Here is a 15,214-nt window from a genome sequence, read left to right as displayed (position 1 = left end):
GCCGGGTCAGGGTCAAAACGTACGCTGGGTGAAGCCGCCTTGCGGCGGCTGGCGGAACCTCCAAAGGAGTTCCACCCTACGCTGCCATTCCCGCAAACAGGCGGCGCGTATTGGCGCTCGCCGCGGTGGCAAGCTCTTCGACGCTGATCCCGCGCAGCTTCGCCACTTCAGCGGCAACATGCGGTACATACGAAGGCTCGTTCATCTTGCCGCGATATGGCACCGGCGCGAGATAAGGCGAGTCTGTTTCGATGAGCAGGCGATCCAGCGGGATGTTGGTCGCCACGCCCTTGATCTGCGTGGCGTTCTTGAAGGTCACGATGCCCGAGAAGGAAATGTAGAAGCCCAGCTCAATCGCGGCATCCGCCACTTCCTGCGTCTCGGTGAAGCAGTGCATCACGCCGCCCACTTCCTGCGCATTTTCTTCACGCAGGATGCGCAGTACGTCCTCCGCGGAATCACGCGTGTGGATCACCAGCGGCTTGCCACATTCACGCGCCGCACGGATGTGCACGCGCAAGCGCTCGCGCTGCCATTCCGGCTTGTCCTTGTGCCAGTAGTAGTCCAGTCCCGTCTCGCCGATGGCCACGACCTTGGGGTTGTCCGCCAGCGCCAGCAAGCGCGCCACGCTGGGCTCTTCGCATTCCGTATGCTCGGGGTGCACGCCGACCGACGCATAGATATTGTCGTGGGCTGCGGCCAGGCCCAGCACGCGCTCGATGTTCTCAAGGCTCACCCCGATACACACAGCCTGCGTCACCTGCGCAGCCGCCATGCGCTCGAACAAGGCTGAACCCTGTTCCGCGAGATCGGGGAAGTCGATGTGGCAGTGGGAGTCGATGAACATGTGAGGCGAGGGAGGAGAGATGAGTGGGGAGAGAGGAGGAAAGAGCGAGGACACTCATCCCTCCTCACTCATGACTCTTCACTGCATTTAAAGCGTATGCGTCGGACGATTCGAGCCAAGCGCTGCACCCAGCACCTGCTCGATCTTGATCTTGCCCTGCTGGCCGCCTTCATCCGCGGCGAACTGCACGCCAACGCCCTGGGTCTTGCCGTTCTGCGCATTCGGCGGGGTGATCCAGATCACCTTGCCCTTGATCGCCAGCTTGGCCGGGTCGTCCATCAATTGCAGCAACAGGAAGACTTCGTCGCCGGGGTTGTAGGTCTTGGGCGTGGGAATGAACAGGCCGCCGTTTTTCACAAAAGGCATGTAGGCGGCATGCAGCGCGGAGCGCGAGTTGATGTTCAGCGACATCACGCTGGGGCGGGCAACGGCGGGACGAGCTTCCATTCACGACCTCGATTCAGATGACGAGCAGCCCACGCTGCCCTGGATTGCACAGACCTATTTACCGCCAGTCCCACGCGCTACCCGCAACAACACGTCTTCGAGAAACAGCCGTGCGTTCAAGGGGTGCTGCGCCACGCGGCGATACGCCAGCAATTCATTGTAACAAGCGATCCAGTTTTCACTGCGCCCGGCGCTCAGCGCGCCGAGTTGTGGTGCGAAATCACGGAAAAACCGGGCGCTGCTCCCCGCAGCCAGCCTTGCGCCGTCCGACAGCCAACGCTGCAACCAGCCCACCAGCAAGCTCATCGACAGGCCCATCTTGTCGGCATCCTTGCCCTTGAGCCAGGTCTCCCACTGCCCTGCCAGCTTCAGCGGGTCGGTCTTCGGCAAGGAAAGCATGTCTTTCGCGAAACGCTGGCGGGCCTCCGCGAGCGGCCCCTCAACAAATGTCAGCGCCGCGAGCGGCAGGCCGCTGGCAAAGCCGAGCACGGCGTCCGGACTCTTGGCTCCCCGCGCTTGCAACCACTGCGTTGCAACCGCCGGGTCCGGCACCGGAAAATCCCAGACCTGGCAGCGGCTGCAGATCGTCGGCAGCAAGCGCCGCGGCGCATGCGTTACCAACAGGAATACGGCATCAATCGGCGGTTCTTCAAGACTCTTGAGCAAGGCGTTGGCCGCAGCGGGATTCATCGCCTCGGCCGGGTCGATCAGCACCACGCGCCGACCGCCCTGGTGGCCGCTGATTTCCATGAGGGCCTGCATGTCGCGCAGCTGGTCGATGCGGATCTGGTCGGACTTCTTCTTTTCCTTCTTGCCGCTGTCTTCAGCTTCGGCTTCGTCTTCGGCCTCTTCGCTGGCCGGCACGATGCGATGCATGTCCGGATGGTTGGCCGCACCGAACCAGCCGCAGGAGCCGCACACGCCGCAGGCAAAGCCCTGTGCATCGCGGTTGTCGCACAACAGGCTCTGCGCCAGCTTCTCGGCGAACAGACGCTTGCCACTACCGGGCGCTCCGGCCATCAGGATGGCGTGCGGCAGACGCGCGCCCTGAGAGAACGCGCGCGCCCACAAAGGCATCAGCCAGGGCGGGAGATCAGCCGCGACGCTCATGACAAACGCGAACCCAGCACGTCCAGCACGTCGGCGGTCACGACATCCAGCGCACGTGCCGCGTCGATCACGGCGATGCGCCCGCCACTCTCTTCCGCGCGACGCAGATAGGCTGCGCGCACGCGCTCGAAGAAGTCGCGCTGCTCGCGCTCGAAACGATCCGTATCGCTACGGCCTTGCGCGATACGCTGCGCAGCCACGGCCGGATCAACATCAAAAAGAAAAGTCAGGTCGGGTTGCAACTGCGGATGCACCCAGCTTTCGAGTGTGCGGAACTTCTCGTCACTCAAGCCGCGACCGCCCACCTGATAGGCATAGGTCGCATCGGTGAATCGATCACAGACTACCCATGCGCCACGCGCCAGCGCCGGCTCGATGACGACTGCCAGATGCTCGCGTCGCGCCGCAAACATCAGCAAGGCCTCGGTCTCGAGGTTCATGGTTTCGTGCAGCACCAGCTCGCGCAGCTTTTCCGACAATGGCGTGCCACCCGGTTCACGGGATTGCACGACTTCGTGACCACGCTGGCGCACACGCTCGACCACGGCTGCGATCTGCGTGCTCTTGCCCGCACCGTCGATGCCCTCGAATGTGATGAAGCGTCCCCGACTCATCGTCCCTTGCCTTTCTGGTAGCGCGCCACGGCACGGTTGTGCTCTTCCAGCGAGCGCGAAAACTGGCTGCTGCCGTCACCTCGCGACACGAAATAGAGGAAGTCGGTACGCGCCGGATTGAAAGCCGCACGCATGGCAGCAAGACCCGGCATGGCGATCGGCGTCGGCGGCAGGCCGCGTCGCGTATAGCTGTTGTAGGGGTTGTCTGCCTGCAGATCACGACGGCGCAGGTTGCCATCAAAATTCACGCCGATCCCATAGATCACCGTCGGGTCGCTCTGCAAGGGCATGCCGATGCGCAGACGATTCACGAACACTGAAGCCACCTTGTCACGGTCGGCGGCCGTGCCCGTTTCCTTCTCGATCACCGACGCCAGCGTCAGGCCTTCATAGGCGGTATTCACCGGCAGGCCGGGCGAGCGCTGCGCCCATTCGCGATCCAGCACTTTCTGTAATTGCTCATGCGCACGACGCAAGACCTCGAGATCACTGACGCCACGTGAAACAAAATAAGTATCGGGGAAGAACAGGCCCTCAGGACTCGCATCCTGCATGCCAAGTTTTGCCAGCACATCGGCGTCGGACAGCCCGAGCGTGTCGTGATTCAGATCGGGCATCGCGTCGAGCGCGGCACGCAACTGGCGGAAATTCCAGCCCTCGATGAAAGCGACCTGTGCATAGGAAGTCGAGCCGCTCGACAGCAACATGATCAGCCCCCAGGGGGTGATGCCCTGCTCGATGCGGTAGTTGCCGGCCTGCATGCGGTTGGCACGGCCACTCAGCCGTGCGGCCCACACGAGGAAGGTCGGCGACACGTCGATGCCCTGCTGCGAAATCTGGCGCGCGACATCGCGCATCGTGCCGCCGCGTGCGACTTCGACATCGAGCACCGTCGCACGCTGCGACAGCGGTTGCAGCGCATACCAGACGGCCAGACCCGCGACGACAATCGCGCAGACGATGCCCCACCAGAACAAACGAGAAAACAGTCGGAGCATGAGACGAGGTCAACAGAACATGAAGCGGAAAACAGGAAACACTGCGAAGAAATACGGCGGAGAAAAAACCGCGGTCGCAGCAACTTGTTGCAAGATCAACAATTGCAACATCGGCACGCACAGGGAACCGGGGTGCCGCAATTAGTGCCAAAGTGATCACGCAGGCATGGGGCGTGCGGCGCCTATAATAGCTGAAACACCCCATCTGCTTTCCCACCGTTTCTTGCAGCAGGAAGCTCACGACCATGCAGTCCCCCTGGCTAGTTTTTCTCGATGAAATCGGCGCCCGTTTTGAAGAGGGTCCTGCAGGCGTTGTGCACTTTGGCGACGAACGCGCCGAAGTTGCACATGCAGCATCCGGCACCGTGCTCGTCCCGCTCACACACACCAGCCTGATCCGCGCAGAAGGCGAAGACACGGCCGTCTTCCTGCACAACCTGCTGTCCAACGACGTCAAGAAACTGCCCCTGCACGGCGCGCAATACACCAGCTTCAACACGCCCAAGGGCCGCATGCTGGCCAACTTCACCTTGTGGCGCGACAACACCGGCTACTTGCTGCAGCTGTCGACCGACCTGTTGGCCGCAATCCACAAGAAGCTGTCGATGTACGTGATGCGCTCCAAGGTGCGCCTCAGCGACATCACTCCCGAATTCGCGCTGATCGGCGTGGCAGGCGCCGACGCGGCTGCGGCGCTCGACGCAGCAGGCGTGTCGCTGCCACCGGAAGTCTTCACCGTCTCGCAAGGCACGGTACAGGTGGTGCGTGTCGACGCGAGCCGCATGGTGCTGATCGTCCCCGTCGGCCAGGCCGCTAGCTTGTGGCAGAAGCTCGCCAGCCGTGGCGCCAAGCCTGCCGGCACGGCTGCCTGGCGCTGGCTCGAAATCCAGGCCGGCGTGCCGCAGATCACCGCCACGACGCAAGATGAGTTCGTTGCCCAGATGATCAACTTCGAGGTGATCGGCGGCGTGAATTTCCAGAAGGGTTGCTACCCCGGACAGGAGATCGTTGCCCGCACGCAATATCTCGGCAAGCTCAAGAAGCGCATGTATCTCGCGCATCTCGATGTCGCCGAGGCTCCCGCCCCCGGCAGCGATCTGTTTGCGCCCGAATTCGGCGATCAAGCCTGCGGCAAGCTGCTTTCCGTCGCGCCTGCACCACAAGGCGGTTTCGACGCGCTGGCTGTATTGCAGATCGCCAGCTTCGAGGGCGCACAGGTTCACCTCGGCTCACTCGAAGGCCCTCTGCTGACTTTCGGCAAGCTGCCCTATGTCGTGAGTTGATGCGGGTCAGCTTCTACGTCTATTACAAGCTGGAAGCAACGCAGGACGAGGCCGCGCGCCTTGCAGTGTGTCGCCTGTTCGAAGCCTTGCAACACAGCGAAGGCATCACCGGACGCTTGTCGAGACGCGTGGACGACCCGGGGACGTGGATGGAGACCTACGAAGGCGTCACTGACCGCGCAGGCTTCCGCGCCGCGCTCGAAGCCGCAAGTGAGCGCAGCGGGCTCAGCGCCTTGCTGCGCGGGGAACGCCACATCGAAGAGTTTCAGGAAATGGACGAACCCGGCAGCGCGCGTCTTCAACCGCCCCCTGCCTGAGCTCTACGCAGCTCGGCAGCGCCCGCTCACAGGAACTTGCGCATCTGCACGTGCAGGATGCCTGCCTCAATGAAAGTTTCGTCCGCAGCAACGAAACCCAGGCCCTGATAGAACGCCAGCGCGCTCAGCTGGGCGTTCAACCACGCGGCCAATAGCCCCTGATCACGGGCAGCCTTGCACAGGACTTCCATCACCCGCATGCCGACGCCCTGGCGGCGCCATGCGGCGCGGACGGCAATGCGCCCGATGTGCCCGTCCCGCAGGATGCGCCCGGTCGCGATGGCCTCGCCGGCGGCATCCCAGGCGACAACGTGCATGGCCTGTTCGTCCATGTCGTCCATTTCGAGGTCGAGGGGCACGCCCTGCTCGACCACGAAAACCTCGTGCCGGATCGCCGCAGCCCGGGCACCCAGATCACGCCAATCCCCGGCCTGAAGAGTCAATTGCGCCATCGGTTCAAGTCTGCCGTCGGTTCACGGAAGTGCATCCTGCCGGAAGCCGTACTCCATCGCGTAGCCTGAAGCATCCGCACGCAGACGTGCATAGCCTCCGACGGGCAGACTCAGCTTGTCGGTCACATGGCCATGCATCAGGCCGGAAAATACTGGCACCCCGAGCTTGTCCTGCCAGTGCGCAATGACATCGCCAAGGTCGTAACCGTTGTCCCGCTCCGTCAGGCGATAGTCGCCGAACTGGCCGAAGACGATCGCGCGCTGCGCCTGGAGAATGCGCGCGTGCCAAAGCTGATACAACAGGCGCTCGAGGCGGAATGGCGTTTCGCCCGCATCCTCGATGAACAGCACGCCGTCGGAAATCTGCGGGCAATGCGGGCCGCCGACCAGATGCGCGAGCATGGTGAGATTGCCGCCCCACAGCAGACCGGAGACTTCGCCTGTCCAGCCGGGTGCGACCGGCACTGCGACGCTGTCGTAGGCCTCTTCGAACCAGCGGCGAAAGTGCGCGAGCGTGAAAGCACTGAGATGCTCGCCGCCGAAATCCGTCGCTGCCATCGGGCCCGCCAGGCTGGCGTGGCCGGTGTGCTGCAGCAACGCAAGCTGGAACGCCGTGAAGTCACTATGCCCGACCCACAGCTTGTTGCCCGCGGCGATGCGCGAGAAATCGAGATCGTCCAGCAGCCGGCTCATGCCGTAACCACCGCGCAAGGCCATCACGACGTTGACTTCCGGATCTTCGGCCGCGGCATAGAGCGCGGCGATGCGCTCGGCGTCCGGTGCGGGAAAGCGTTCGCTACGCCCGATCAATGCGGCGCGGTCGTAGCGCAGTTCCCAGCCTTGGGCCTGCATGGCCGCAACAGCGCGATCGAGAGACTCGATTTCGGGCAGAAAGGCCGAGGGCGCCACGATAGCGATCACGGGTTTGACCGCCGCAGCGGCTTGCACGGGGGGCACTTGGCTGGCTCTGGTTTTCATGGCCCGGCAAGCTTACACCGCGACATGTGGCAGAACGCCACCTGGGGGACGAAAGGGCAAGCAGCCGATTATGCCAAGGACGTGCGCTGGCGCTTGGCCGCGAAGAAACTCGACAGCAGGCCACCGCACTCTTCGGCCAGCACGCCGCCTTCAATGCTGGCATGGTGATTCAGGCGCGTCTCGGCATAGAGATCCAGCACGCTGCCCGCCACGCCGGTTTTGGCATCTCGTGCTCCGAAAACCACGCGGGCAATGCGCGCATGCATGATCGCGCCGGAACACATCATGCAGGGCTCCAGGGTCACATAGAGATCGCAGCCCGGCAGGCGGTAATTGCCGAGGTTCCGGGCCGCATCGCGCAGGGCCATGACTTCGGCGTGCGCAGTCGGGTCGCTGCTGAAAATCGGCTGGTTGTAGCCACGACCGACAATCTGCCCGTCAAGCACCACGACGGCCCCCACCGGCACCTCGTCAAAACTGCCCGCCTCTCGTGCCAGCGCGAGTGCTTCGCGCATGAAATATTCGGCCCGTTCGCGGCTTTCCGGCTGCATCTCCGTTTGCCCCATCTTGTTTCTACTCCACGATTAATCCTGGCCCGATGACGCTGGCGGCATGGGCGATTGCGACGATACGCGCTGTCCAGCGCCATGGCGTGCGGGCGCGGCTTCGTTCAGGACGCTGCCCGCCTCCTCCGAAATGCTGCGCAGATGCAGATCGTACTGGATGTACGGAATCTCTATCCCGGCTTCGTCGAGTGCACGCAGAACACGCGTAAACAGCTCGCTGCGGATGGCTGTCCAGTTATCGAAATCATAGGTCCAGGCGCGCACCACGAAGTTGAGGGCACTATTGCCATAGCCGATCATCAGGGCGTTGGCAGCAGGGTCACTGGCTACGCCAGGCGTATCGCGTGCCACGCCCGACAACAACTCCAGCACCTGCACCGGATCCGAACCATAGGCAACGTTCACCGCCACTTCAAAGCGACGCTTGTTGTCCATCAGCGTCCAGTTGGTGAGGTTACCCGCGAGCAGCGAGCCGTTGGGCACCACCACGTCAGCACCATCGAAAGTGCGTATGAGCGTAGCGCGCATGCCGATCTGGCGCACCTCTCCGGAGACACCGGTAATGTCGATGACGTCGCCGGGCTGGATGGGCCGCTCGAACATCAACACCAGACCCGACACGAAATTGGCGACGATATTCTGCAGGCCGAAGCCGATCCCCACGCCCAGTGCGCCAAACACGATCGCCAGTTGGCTGACCTGAAAACCAGCCGCAGAGAGCGCAACCAGGAAACCCAGTATCAGCACCGCGTAGTAGGAAAGCGACGCCACGCTATTGCTCACGCCACGCGGTAGCGACATGCGCGCCAACACTTCGTCGCGCAGGATGAGGCGAATGAACCCTGCAACCCAGGCGGCCACCAGAACAGAAAGGCCGAAAATGACCACGTTGCCAAGACTGATGGAGATCTTGCCGATCTCGAAATCACGACCGAACACATCCGCGAGGATCGACTGAACCGGCCTCAGCACCCGGAACCGGTCCATGGAATAGATTACCCAGAACAGTACAGAGGTCAGCGTCAGCACCCGTTGCAGCTGCCGCAGGAGTTCCGCTGCGTGCGTGCGCAGGAAAGGCAACCCCGCCACGGCGGGCTGCGCGAGCGCGCTGCGCAGCAAGGCCGTACCCACCGTCAGACCCGCATGCAGCAGCAAGCCCAGATAGGCGCTGTCTATCACACCGCGTGCCAGCGTTTCCGCGAGCGAGACGTTACCGAATACATTGCTCACGATCGAAACGCTCAGGAGGGTCACGCATACCCAGGCGAGGCGACGCACCCAGATCCGCAATGGCTCGGCTTCCATCTGCCCGCGGCGCCGCCACAGCAGCCACAACGTTATGACAAGTGTCAGGCTGGCCATGCCGAGCTGGAACAGCCGGTAGAAATAGCTGCTGTCCATCACCAGAAAGCCAAGGTGGTTCAGCAGGTACAGGCCGATGGCCACGTAAGGCCATACCCCCAGGGTGCGCAGGCTGTGCCGGGGGAGCAGACGCAACACCGGCACCAGCGCGATGAGCATTGCAGCTTCGCTCACCAGCAAGGGAGCGTCGGCCTCGAAAACCATCACCGCCAGCATCGCCAGCAAGACCCAGGACGACAATGGCCGGCGCAATACCAGCATTGCAGAGTCGTCACTGCCTGCCGGGGCTGGCTGGCGCCGATGCCGCCACGCGAGCCATAGCAACAGGAGCAGCAGCAGGCCCTGCAGCAATCGGACGCCTCGCACGGCCCCCGCGTTGCGGCCGTACTCCCGCGAGAAGCGCGCCTCGATGTCGAGGCCCTTCTCGATGGATTGCACGGAATCCCGACCGATCGCCTGCGTCGGCGTCGCCGCCCACAAGGGTGGCGCGTCAATGCGCAACAGGCGCTGATCAATATTCTCGATCGCTGCGGCGACCTCGGCCCGGTTGCTCTGGATGCGCGCGCTGACGGCGCTTGCACGGTGGCCCAGCTCGATCAGTTGCGAAAGCGGCGCCGAGAGGCTCTTTTCCGCGGCAGCAATGTCCGTCAGCATCGCCGGAATGCGGCGCCCCAGAGCCTCCGGCAAGCCGCTGACCCAGGGGCTCGCCTGTGTGGCTTCCCACTCGCCCTGCCGGCGCGACAGCTCGGCCATGATGTCGGAATATGGCTGCGAGGCTTGGCGCAGCTCGAGTTGCAGGCGCTCGATGCGGCGCGCGTCAAACTCCCAATGCCGCTCGAGGCTTTCCAGCCGCATCACCGGCAAGCTGCGCAATTCATCGGAATGAAAAGCCGCCAGTTTCTCGTCGACAGAGCGCGAAATCCCGTCCAGCGTGGTCGAGAGGCGCGCGCTCGCATTCGGCTCCCGCGCCTTGCGGGCGGCCCGCGCCAGCTCCCGCTCATCGTCATCGGCGCGGTTGAGGATGTCAGTGATGGGGATGGCGACGATGGCCGCGTTTTTCGGCTCAGCCGCCATCGTCGAACTCGACGAGGCTTGTGCATTGGCCGCCAGTCCCCATGTAGTGAAGAGCGCCGCCAGCACGACCAGCAGCGCGCTGCGCCACAGCTGCGGTGCGGAGCGCGTCACGACCCGGCCTCCGGGAGTCGGGCACGAAAAAGCGTATCTGTTTTGCATTTGCGCAGGAGAGTCGTCAAATGTTTCTTCGGATGAGAACACCATAGGCGCCACCGTGTTCCGTTTCAGCCGAGACTGTACGCCATCGCTGCGGAGTCCTGATACCTCGCGCAGCGATTGACGGCAGTGCTATCGTGGTCTGATGAAGGCTTGTCGACCGGGCCTTGCTCAGCACGTCCCATTGAGTATCACCAGGAAGGAGCAGAAATGTCGCGGTACCAGAAATCACCCGAAGCCATTGCCAGGCTCAGCCCCGAGGAGTTCCGCGTCACGCAGCAGAGCGGCACCGAACGCCCCGGCACCGGCAAATACCTCAACAACAAGGCCGCCGGCATCTACGTCGATATCGTGTCCGGCGAGCCCTTGTTTGCCTCCTCCGACAAGTACGAATCGGGCTGCGGCTGGCCAAGCTTCACCAAGCCCATCGAGCCCGCCAACGTCAATGAGCTACGAGATGTATCGCATGGCATGGTGCGCACGGAGGTCCGCTCGGCATCGGGCGACAGTCATCTCGGCCACGTTTTCCCCGACGGCCCCAGAGACCGCGGCGGCCTGCGCTACTGCATCAACTCAGCCTCCTTGCGCTTCGTTCATCGTGACGACATGCAAGCCGAAGGCTATGGCGACTATCTCGATCAAGTGGAGGACGTGTAATGGCAACGAATCAGGAACGTGCCGTGCTGGCAGGCGGCTGCTTCTGGGGCATGCAGGATCTGATCCGGCGCCAGCCCGGCGTCATCGGCACGCGCGTCGGCTACTCCGGCGGCGATGTGCCGAATGCCACGTATCGCAACCACGGCACGCATGCCGAAGCCATCGAGATCATCTTCGACCCGGCCCGCATCAGCTACCGCCGCTTGCTGGAGTTCTTCTTCCAGATCCACGATCCGACCACACTCAATCGGCAGGGCAACGATCGTGGCACGAGCTACCGCTCGGCCATTTACTTTACGAACGACGAGCAGGAAAGCATTGCCGAAGACACGATTGCCGATGTCGAAGCATCAGGCCTGTGGCCCGGAAAAGTCGTCACGGAAGTCGCGCCTGCTGGCCCGTTCTGGGAAGCCGAGCCGGAGCATCAGGATTACCTCGAGCGCATCCCGAACGGATATACCTGCCACTTCATCCGGCCAAACTGGAAATTGCCGGTGCGTCAGGCCTGAAGCGGCCAACGCCCCAGCACTTCGTAGCGACTCTGTCCGATGAGACTACGGACGAGGACGAACTCGCGAGCAGTCCAGATGACAGGCTCGATACTTTCATCGAGCATCACCGCATCCTCGTAGAGCAAGGTGAGGTGCGGTGTGAAGCCCGCAGGTCCTGCGGGCTTCAATCCTTTTAAACGCATCGCACGCACCAGATCGCTCTGGAAGTCATTCAAGGCAGCGAGGTCTTCACTACTTCGGAGAACAAGCGCGCGTTTGTCGTGCCCGAACTTCTGGACACGATCAAACCTCACCTCAAATGGAGCCGCTTTCAAAGCATCGCCGGTGGTGACAGCGCTCGAAACTACAGATTGGGGCACGCCTGAAAAAGCGCCGAGAAAGGTCAGCGTAACGTGCAGGCGCTCCGCCGGGATCGGAATCCCTTTGATGCCGCGCTCCGCTCGCAATCGCCGAGTAAGCTCGGCGATGCGGCTCGCGGTTTCGGCATTTGGCTGAAGAGCAAAGAAGAAGCTGTCCGTAAATACTGCGGGCTCGAATCCGCCCAGGGAAAGTTGAGCACTCATTTCAGACACCTCGCTTTTCTGCTCTTTCAGGGAATCACTCCCACTCGATCGTTGCCGGCGGCTTGCCGGAAACGTCGTAGACCACGCGATTGATGCCACGCACTTCGTTGATGATGCGATTGCTGACCTTGCCGAGCAGCTCATAGGGCAGATGCGCCCAGTGGGCCGTCATGAAGTCTTGCGTCTGCACGGCACGCAAAGCCACCACGTAGTCATAGGTACGACCATCGCCCATCACGCCGACGCTCTTGACCGGCAGGAAGACGACAAAGGCCTGGCTGGTCAGTTCATACCAGGTCTTGCCGGAAGCCGCATCGACAGCCTTGCGCAACTCTTCGATGAAGATCGCATCGGCACGGCGCAACAGGTCGGCGTATTCCATCTTGACGTCGCCAAGGATACGCACGCCCAGGCCCGGCCCCGGGAAGGGATGACGGTAGACCATGTCGTGCGGCAGGCCCAGCGCCACGCCCAGCTCACGCACTTCGTCCTTGAACAGTTCGCGCAGCGGCTCGAGCAGCTTGAGGCCAAGTTGCTCCGGCAAGCCGCCGACGTTGTGGTGGCTCTTGATGGTGGTGGCCTTCTTCGTCTTGGTGCCGCCGCTCTCGACGACATCCGGATAGATCGTGCCTTGGGCGAGGAAGGCCGCGCCCTTGTGGCCACCGTCTCCCGCCTTGAGCTTGGCGGCCTCGGCTTTGAAGACATCGACGAACAAGCGACCGATGATCTTGCGCTTCTGCTCGGGATCGCTGACGCCAGCGAGTTCGCCCATGAAGAGATCGGCAGCATCGACGCGGATGACTTTTGCATGCAACTTGCCGGCAAACATCTCCATCACCATGTCACCTTCATTGAGGCGAAGGAGACCATGGTCAACGAACACGCAGGTCAGCTGGTCACCGATGGCGCGGTGGATCAACGCGGCAGCCACCGAAGAGTCGACACCACCGGAAAGGCCGAGAATGACTTCCTCGTCGCCCACCTGCTCGCGGATCTTCGCAACTGCCTCTGCAATGTAATCGCCCATGATCCAGTCACCGGCACAACCGGCGATTTCGCGAACAAAGCGCGTGAACATCGCTGCGCCCTGCACGGTGTGCGTCACTTCCGGGTGGAACTGGACCGCGTAGTAGCCCTTCTCTTCGTTCGCCATGCCGGCGATCGGGCAGCTCGGCGTGGAGGCCATCAGCTTGAAGCCGGGCGGCAAGGCAGTGACCTTGTCGCCGTGACTCATCCACACCTTGAGCATGCCGTGGCCTTCGGCCGTCGCAAAGTCCTGTATGTCCTGCAGGAATTTCGTGTGGCCATGCGCACGCACCTCGGCGTAGCCGAACTCGCGCGTATCGCTCCAGCTCACCACGCCGCCCAATTGCACGGCCATGGTCTGCATCCCGTAACAGATGCCCAGCACCGGCACGCCAAGATCCCACACTGCTTGCGGCGCGCGCAGTTCGTGGTCCTCGTAGGTCGAGGCATGGCTGCCTGACAGGATGATGCCCTTGGGCGCAAAACTGCGGATGAACTCGTCCGACACGTCGTTCGGATGGATTTCGCAATAAACGTTTGCCTCGCGCACCCTGCGCGCGATGAGCTGGGTGACCTGGGAGCCGAAATCGAGGACGAGGATCTTGTCGTGCATGGCGTTGCTCGGATACGTAAAAATAGTGTCTGTAAAAGCAAGACGGTCGGCTTAGCCGACCGTCCCGTTCATCTTGCAGCTGCCATCATTCCTGATGGTAGTTCGGTGCTTCCTTGGTGATCTGCACGTCATGCACGTGCGATTCGCGAATACCTGCCGACGTGATCTCAACGAACTCCGCCTTGGCATGCATGATGTCGATGCTGGCACAACCCACATAGCCCATCGAAGCGCGTACGCCACCGCACAGCTGGTGAATCACGGCACCCACGGGCCCCTTGTAGGCAACGCGACCTTCGATGCCTTCAGGCACCAGCTTGTCGGCATTGTTCTCGGCATCCTGGAAGTAGCGGTCTGCAGAGCCCTTCTCCATCGCGCCGAGCGAACCCATGCCGCGATAGGACTTGTAGGAACGCCCCTGGAACAGCACCGTCTCACCCGGCGCTTCTTCCGTACCGGCAAACAAGCCGCCGAGCATCACGCAGTTCGCGCCCGCAGCAATCGCCTTGGCAATGTCACCCGAATAGCGGATGCCACCGTCAGCAATCATCGGCACACCCGTACCAGCCAATGCACGCGAGACATTGTCGATAGCCGTCATTTGCGGCACGCCGACACCTGCAACGATACGTGTTGTACAGATCGAGCCAGGGCCGATACCCACCTTGACGCCATCGGCGCCATGATCGATCAGCGCTTTGGCTGCAGCACCCGTGGCGATATTCCCGCCAATCACATCAACGTGCGGGAAGTTTTTCTTCACCCACTGAACACGGTCCAGCACGCCTTTCGAATGGCCGTGCGCGGTATCGACGACGATCACGTCGACGCCCGCATCGGCAAGCATCTCGCAGCGCTCTTCGGTACCTGCGCCGACGCCAACCGCTGCGCCGACACGCAGACGACCATGCGAGTCCTTGGCTGCGAACGGATGCTCCGTTGCTTTCTGGATGTCCTTGACCGTAATCAGGCCGTAGAGCTCGCCATTGTCCTTGAGCACCAGCACGCGCTCCAGGCGGTTACGGTGCATCAGGGCTTTGGCTTCATCGAGCGTCGCGCCTTCATTCACCGTCACCAGCCGCTCACGCGGCGTCATGATGGCGGACACGGACTGGTCGAGATTGGTTTCGAAGCGCAGGTCACGGTTGGTGACGATGCCCACCACGCGCTTGCCATCGACGACCGGCACGCCCGAGATGCGATGCTGGCGCGTCAGGGCGACAACTTCACGTACGGACAAGGTCGGTGGAATAGTGATCGGGTCGCGCAGCACGCCCGACTCGAAGCGCTTCACCATCGCAACCTGCTGAGCTTGTTGCTTGGCGGTGAGGTTCTTGTGGATGATCCCGATTCCGCCCTCTTGCGCCAGCGCGATTGCGAGGCGCGACTCCGTCACGGTATCCATGGCGGCAGAAACGAGGGGAATGTTTAGCTGAATATTACGTGTCAGGCGCGTGGCTAGGCTCACATCACGCGGCATCACATCGGAATGGGCAGGAACCAGCAGGACGTCATCAAACGTCAGCGCCTTCTGGATCAAACGCATGTCTATAATCCTTCCCGGCAAATGACTATTATACGTTCGTCAGCCGGCTCTGGCAAAACCTCCCGGAGCGGCCCAGTATCCGGGCAGGAGACC

At 62.4% G+C, this 15,214-nt stretch carries 16 protein-coding genes; 4 read left to right on the top strand and 12 right to left on the bottom strand.

Features of this window, described 5'->3' with window-relative positions; genetic code table 11:
- Positions 1–76 precede the first annotated feature (76 nt).
- The 5 genes from VVD49_RS12370 to mltG form a co-directional block, all read right to left on the bottom strand.
- Entirely contained in the window at positions 77–847 is a 771-nt protein-coding gene (locus tag VVD49_RS12370) for a TatD family hydrolase (protein WP_327599974.1), read from the bottom strand.
- 87 nt (positions 848–934) lie between these two features.
- Positions 935–1,294: a PilZ domain-containing protein gene (locus VVD49_RS12365; protein ID WP_327599487.1), complete on the bottom strand. Its 360-nt coding sequence runs from the start codon at positions 1,292–1,294 to the stop codon at positions 935–937.
- Between the two features lie 54 nt (positions 1,295–1,348).
- Positions 1,349–2,404 (bottom strand): DNA polymerase III subunit delta', encoded by a 1,056-nt coding sequence (gene holB, locus VVD49_RS12360; protein ID WP_327599486.1) that lies wholly within the window; start codon positions 2,402–2,404, stop codon positions 1,349–1,351.
- Positions 2,401–3,018 (bottom strand): dTMP kinase, encoded by a 618-nt coding sequence (tmk, locus tag VVD49_RS12355; protein WP_327599485.1) that lies wholly within the window; start codon positions 3,016–3,018, stop codon positions 2,401–2,403. The genes holB and tmk overlap by 4 nt, the downstream gene beginning before the upstream one ends.
- Positions 3,015–4,016, bottom strand: coding sequence for an endolytic transglycosylase MltG (gene mltG, locus VVD49_RS12350; RefSeq protein ID WP_327599484.1), 1,002 nt, complete (start codon positions 4,014–4,016; stop codon positions 3,015–3,017). The genes tmk and mltG overlap by 4 nt, the downstream gene beginning before the upstream one ends.
- Before the next feature lie 245 nt (positions 4,017–4,261).
- On the opposite strand from mltG, the gene ygfZ reads away from it, so the two are divergent.
- Together ygfZ and VVD49_RS12340 are read left to right on the top strand one after the other, a co-directional pair.
- Positions 4,262–5,299 carry a CAF17-like 4Fe-4S cluster assembly/insertion protein YgfZ gene (ygfZ, locus tag VVD49_RS12345; protein ID WP_327599483.1) on the top strand — a complete coding sequence of 346 codons (1,038 nt, stop codon included), beginning with the start codon at positions 4,262–4,264 and terminating at the stop codon, positions 5,297–5,299.
- Positions 5,299–5,616, top strand: coding sequence for a DUF4936 family protein (locus VVD49_RS12340; RefSeq protein WP_327599482.1), 318 nt, complete (start codon positions 5,299–5,301; stop codon positions 5,614–5,616). Before ygfZ ends, VVD49_RS12340 begins: the two co-directional genes overlap by 1 nt.
- Before the next feature lie 26 nt (positions 5,617–5,642).
- Here VVD49_RS12340 and VVD49_RS12335 read toward each other — a convergent pair whose 3' ends face one another.
- The 4 genes from VVD49_RS12335 to VVD49_RS12320 all read right to left on the bottom strand — a co-directional run bounded on the left by VVD49_RS12335 (position 5,643) and on the right by VVD49_RS12320 (position 10,159).
- Complete coding sequence (locus tag VVD49_RS12335) at positions 5,643–6,068, bottom strand: GNAT family N-acetyltransferase (protein ID WP_327599481.1); 426 nt, start codon at positions 6,066–6,068, stop codon at positions 5,643–5,645.
- 21 nt (positions 6,069–6,089) lie between these two features.
- Positions 6,090–7,046, bottom strand: coding sequence for an LD-carboxypeptidase (locus VVD49_RS12330; RefSeq protein WP_327599480.1), 957 nt, complete (start codon positions 7,044–7,046; stop codon positions 6,090–6,092).
- A 68-nt stretch (positions 7,047–7,114) separates the two neighbouring features.
- A complete protein-coding gene (tadA, locus tag VVD49_RS12325; protein WP_327599479.1) occupies positions 7,115–7,597 on the bottom strand; it encodes a tRNA adenosine(34) deaminase TadA in 483 nt (160 codons plus the stop codon).
- A gap of 33 nt (positions 7,598–7,630) precedes the next feature.
- A complete protein-coding gene (locus VVD49_RS12320; protein ID WP_327599478.1) occupies positions 7,631–10,159 on the bottom strand; it encodes a mechanosensitive ion channel family protein in 2,529 nt (842 codons plus the stop codon).
- Between the two features lie 255 nt (positions 10,160–10,414).
- Between VVD49_RS12320 and msrB the strand changes: the two genes are divergently transcribed.
- Positions 10,415–10,861, top strand: coding sequence for a peptide-methionine (R)-S-oxide reductase MsrB (msrB, locus tag VVD49_RS12315; protein ID WP_327599477.1), 447 nt, complete (start codon positions 10,415–10,417; stop codon positions 10,859–10,861).
- The gene (msrA, locus tag VVD49_RS12310) at positions 10,861–11,370 is read left to right on the top strand and encodes a peptide-methionine (S)-S-oxide reductase MsrA (RefSeq protein ID WP_327599476.1); all 510 of its coding nucleotides are present in this window, start codon (positions 10,861–10,863) and stop codon (positions 11,368–11,370) included. Before msrB ends, msrA begins: the two co-directional genes overlap by 1 nt.
- Here msrA and VVD49_RS12305 read toward each other — a convergent pair.
- The 3 genes from VVD49_RS12305 to guaB all read right to left on the bottom strand — a co-directional run bounded on the left by VVD49_RS12305 (position 11,361) and on the right by guaB (position 15,121).
- On the bottom strand, positions 11,361–11,936 hold the full coding sequence (locus VVD49_RS12305) for a 2'-5' RNA ligase family protein (RefSeq protein WP_327599475.1): 576 nt from the start codon (positions 11,934–11,936) through the stop codon (positions 11,361–11,363). The two genes, msrA and VVD49_RS12305, sit on opposite strands and share 10 nt — an antisense overlap.
- Positions 11,937–11,970: 34 nt before the next feature.
- The gene (gene guaA / locus VVD49_RS12300; protein ID WP_327599474.1) at positions 11,971–13,575 is read right to left on the bottom strand and encodes a glutamine-hydrolyzing GMP synthase; all 1,605 of its coding nucleotides are present in this window, start codon (positions 13,573–13,575) and stop codon (positions 11,971–11,973) included.
- A gap of 85 nt (positions 13,576–13,660) precedes the next feature.
- On the bottom strand, positions 13,661–15,121 hold the full coding sequence (gene guaB, locus VVD49_RS12295; RefSeq protein WP_327599473.1) for an IMP dehydrogenase: 1,461 nt from the start codon (positions 15,119–15,121) through the stop codon (positions 13,661–13,663).
- Positions 15,122–15,214 lie beyond the last annotated feature (93 nt).

Source organism: Uliginosibacterium silvisoli (assembly GCF_036017035.1).
GTDB lineage: Bacteria > Pseudomonadota > Gammaproteobacteria > Burkholderiales > Rhodocyclaceae > Viridibacterium > Viridibacterium silvisoli.
The sequence above is the reverse complement of the archived record's forward strand: the minus strand, read 5'-3'. Positions and strand labels throughout refer to the sequence as shown.

Bases quoted from the DNA above. Each gene is read 5' to 3' on its own strand.
- VVD49_RS12370 (WP_327599974.1), bottom strand. From the start codon at position 847: ATGTTCATCGACTCCCACTGCCACATCGACTTCCCCGATCTCGCGGAA.
- VVD49_RS12365 (WP_327599487.1), bottom strand. From the start codon at position 1,294: ATGGAAGCTCGTCCCGCCGTTGCCCGCCCCAGCGTGATGTCGCTGAAC.
- holB (WP_327599486.1), bottom strand. From the start codon at position 2,404: ATGAGCGTCGCGGCTGATCTCCCGCCCTGGCTGATGCCTTTGTGGGCG.
- tmk (WP_327599485.1), bottom strand. From the start codon at position 3,018: ATGAGTCGGGGACGCTTCATCACATTCGAGGGCATCGACGGTGCGGGC.
- mltG (WP_327599484.1), bottom strand. From the start codon at position 4,016: ATGCTCCGACTGTTTTCTCGTTTGTTCTGGTGGGGCATCGTCTGCGCG.
- ygfZ (WP_327599483.1), top strand. From the start codon at position 4,262: ATGCAGTCCCCCTGGCTAGTTTTTCTCGATGAAATCGGCGCCCGTTTT.
- VVD49_RS12340 (WP_327599482.1), top strand. From the start codon at position 5,299: ATGCGGGTCAGCTTCTACGTCTATTACAAGCTGGAAGCAACGCAGGAC.
- VVD49_RS12335 (WP_327599481.1), bottom strand. From the start codon at position 6,068: ATGGCGCAATTGACTCTTCAGGCCGGGGATTGGCGTGATCTGGGTGCC.
- VVD49_RS12330 (WP_327599480.1), bottom strand. From the start codon at position 7,046: ATGAAAACCAGAGCCAGCCAAGTGCCCCCCGTGCAAGCCGCTGCGGCG.
- tadA (WP_327599479.1), bottom strand. From the start codon at position 7,597: ATGCAGCCGGAAAGCCGCGAACGGGCCGAATATTTCATGCGCGAAGCA.
- msrB (WP_327599477.1), top strand. From the start codon at position 10,415: ATGTCGCGGTACCAGAAATCACCCGAAGCCATTGCCAGGCTCAGCCCC.
- msrA (WP_327599476.1), top strand. From the start codon at position 10,861: ATGGCAACGAATCAGGAACGTGCCGTGCTGGCAGGCGGCTGCTTCTGG.
- VVD49_RS12305 (WP_327599475.1), bottom strand. From the start codon at position 11,936: ATGAGTGCTCAACTTTCCCTGGGCGGATTCGAGCCCGCAGTATTTACG.
- guaA (WP_327599474.1), bottom strand. From the start codon at position 13,575: ATGCACGACAAGATCCTCGTCCTCGATTTCGGCTCCCAGGTCACCCAG.
- guaB (WP_327599473.1), bottom strand. From the start codon at position 15,121: ATGCGTTTGATCCAGAAGGCGCTGACGTTTGATGACGTCCTGCTGGTT.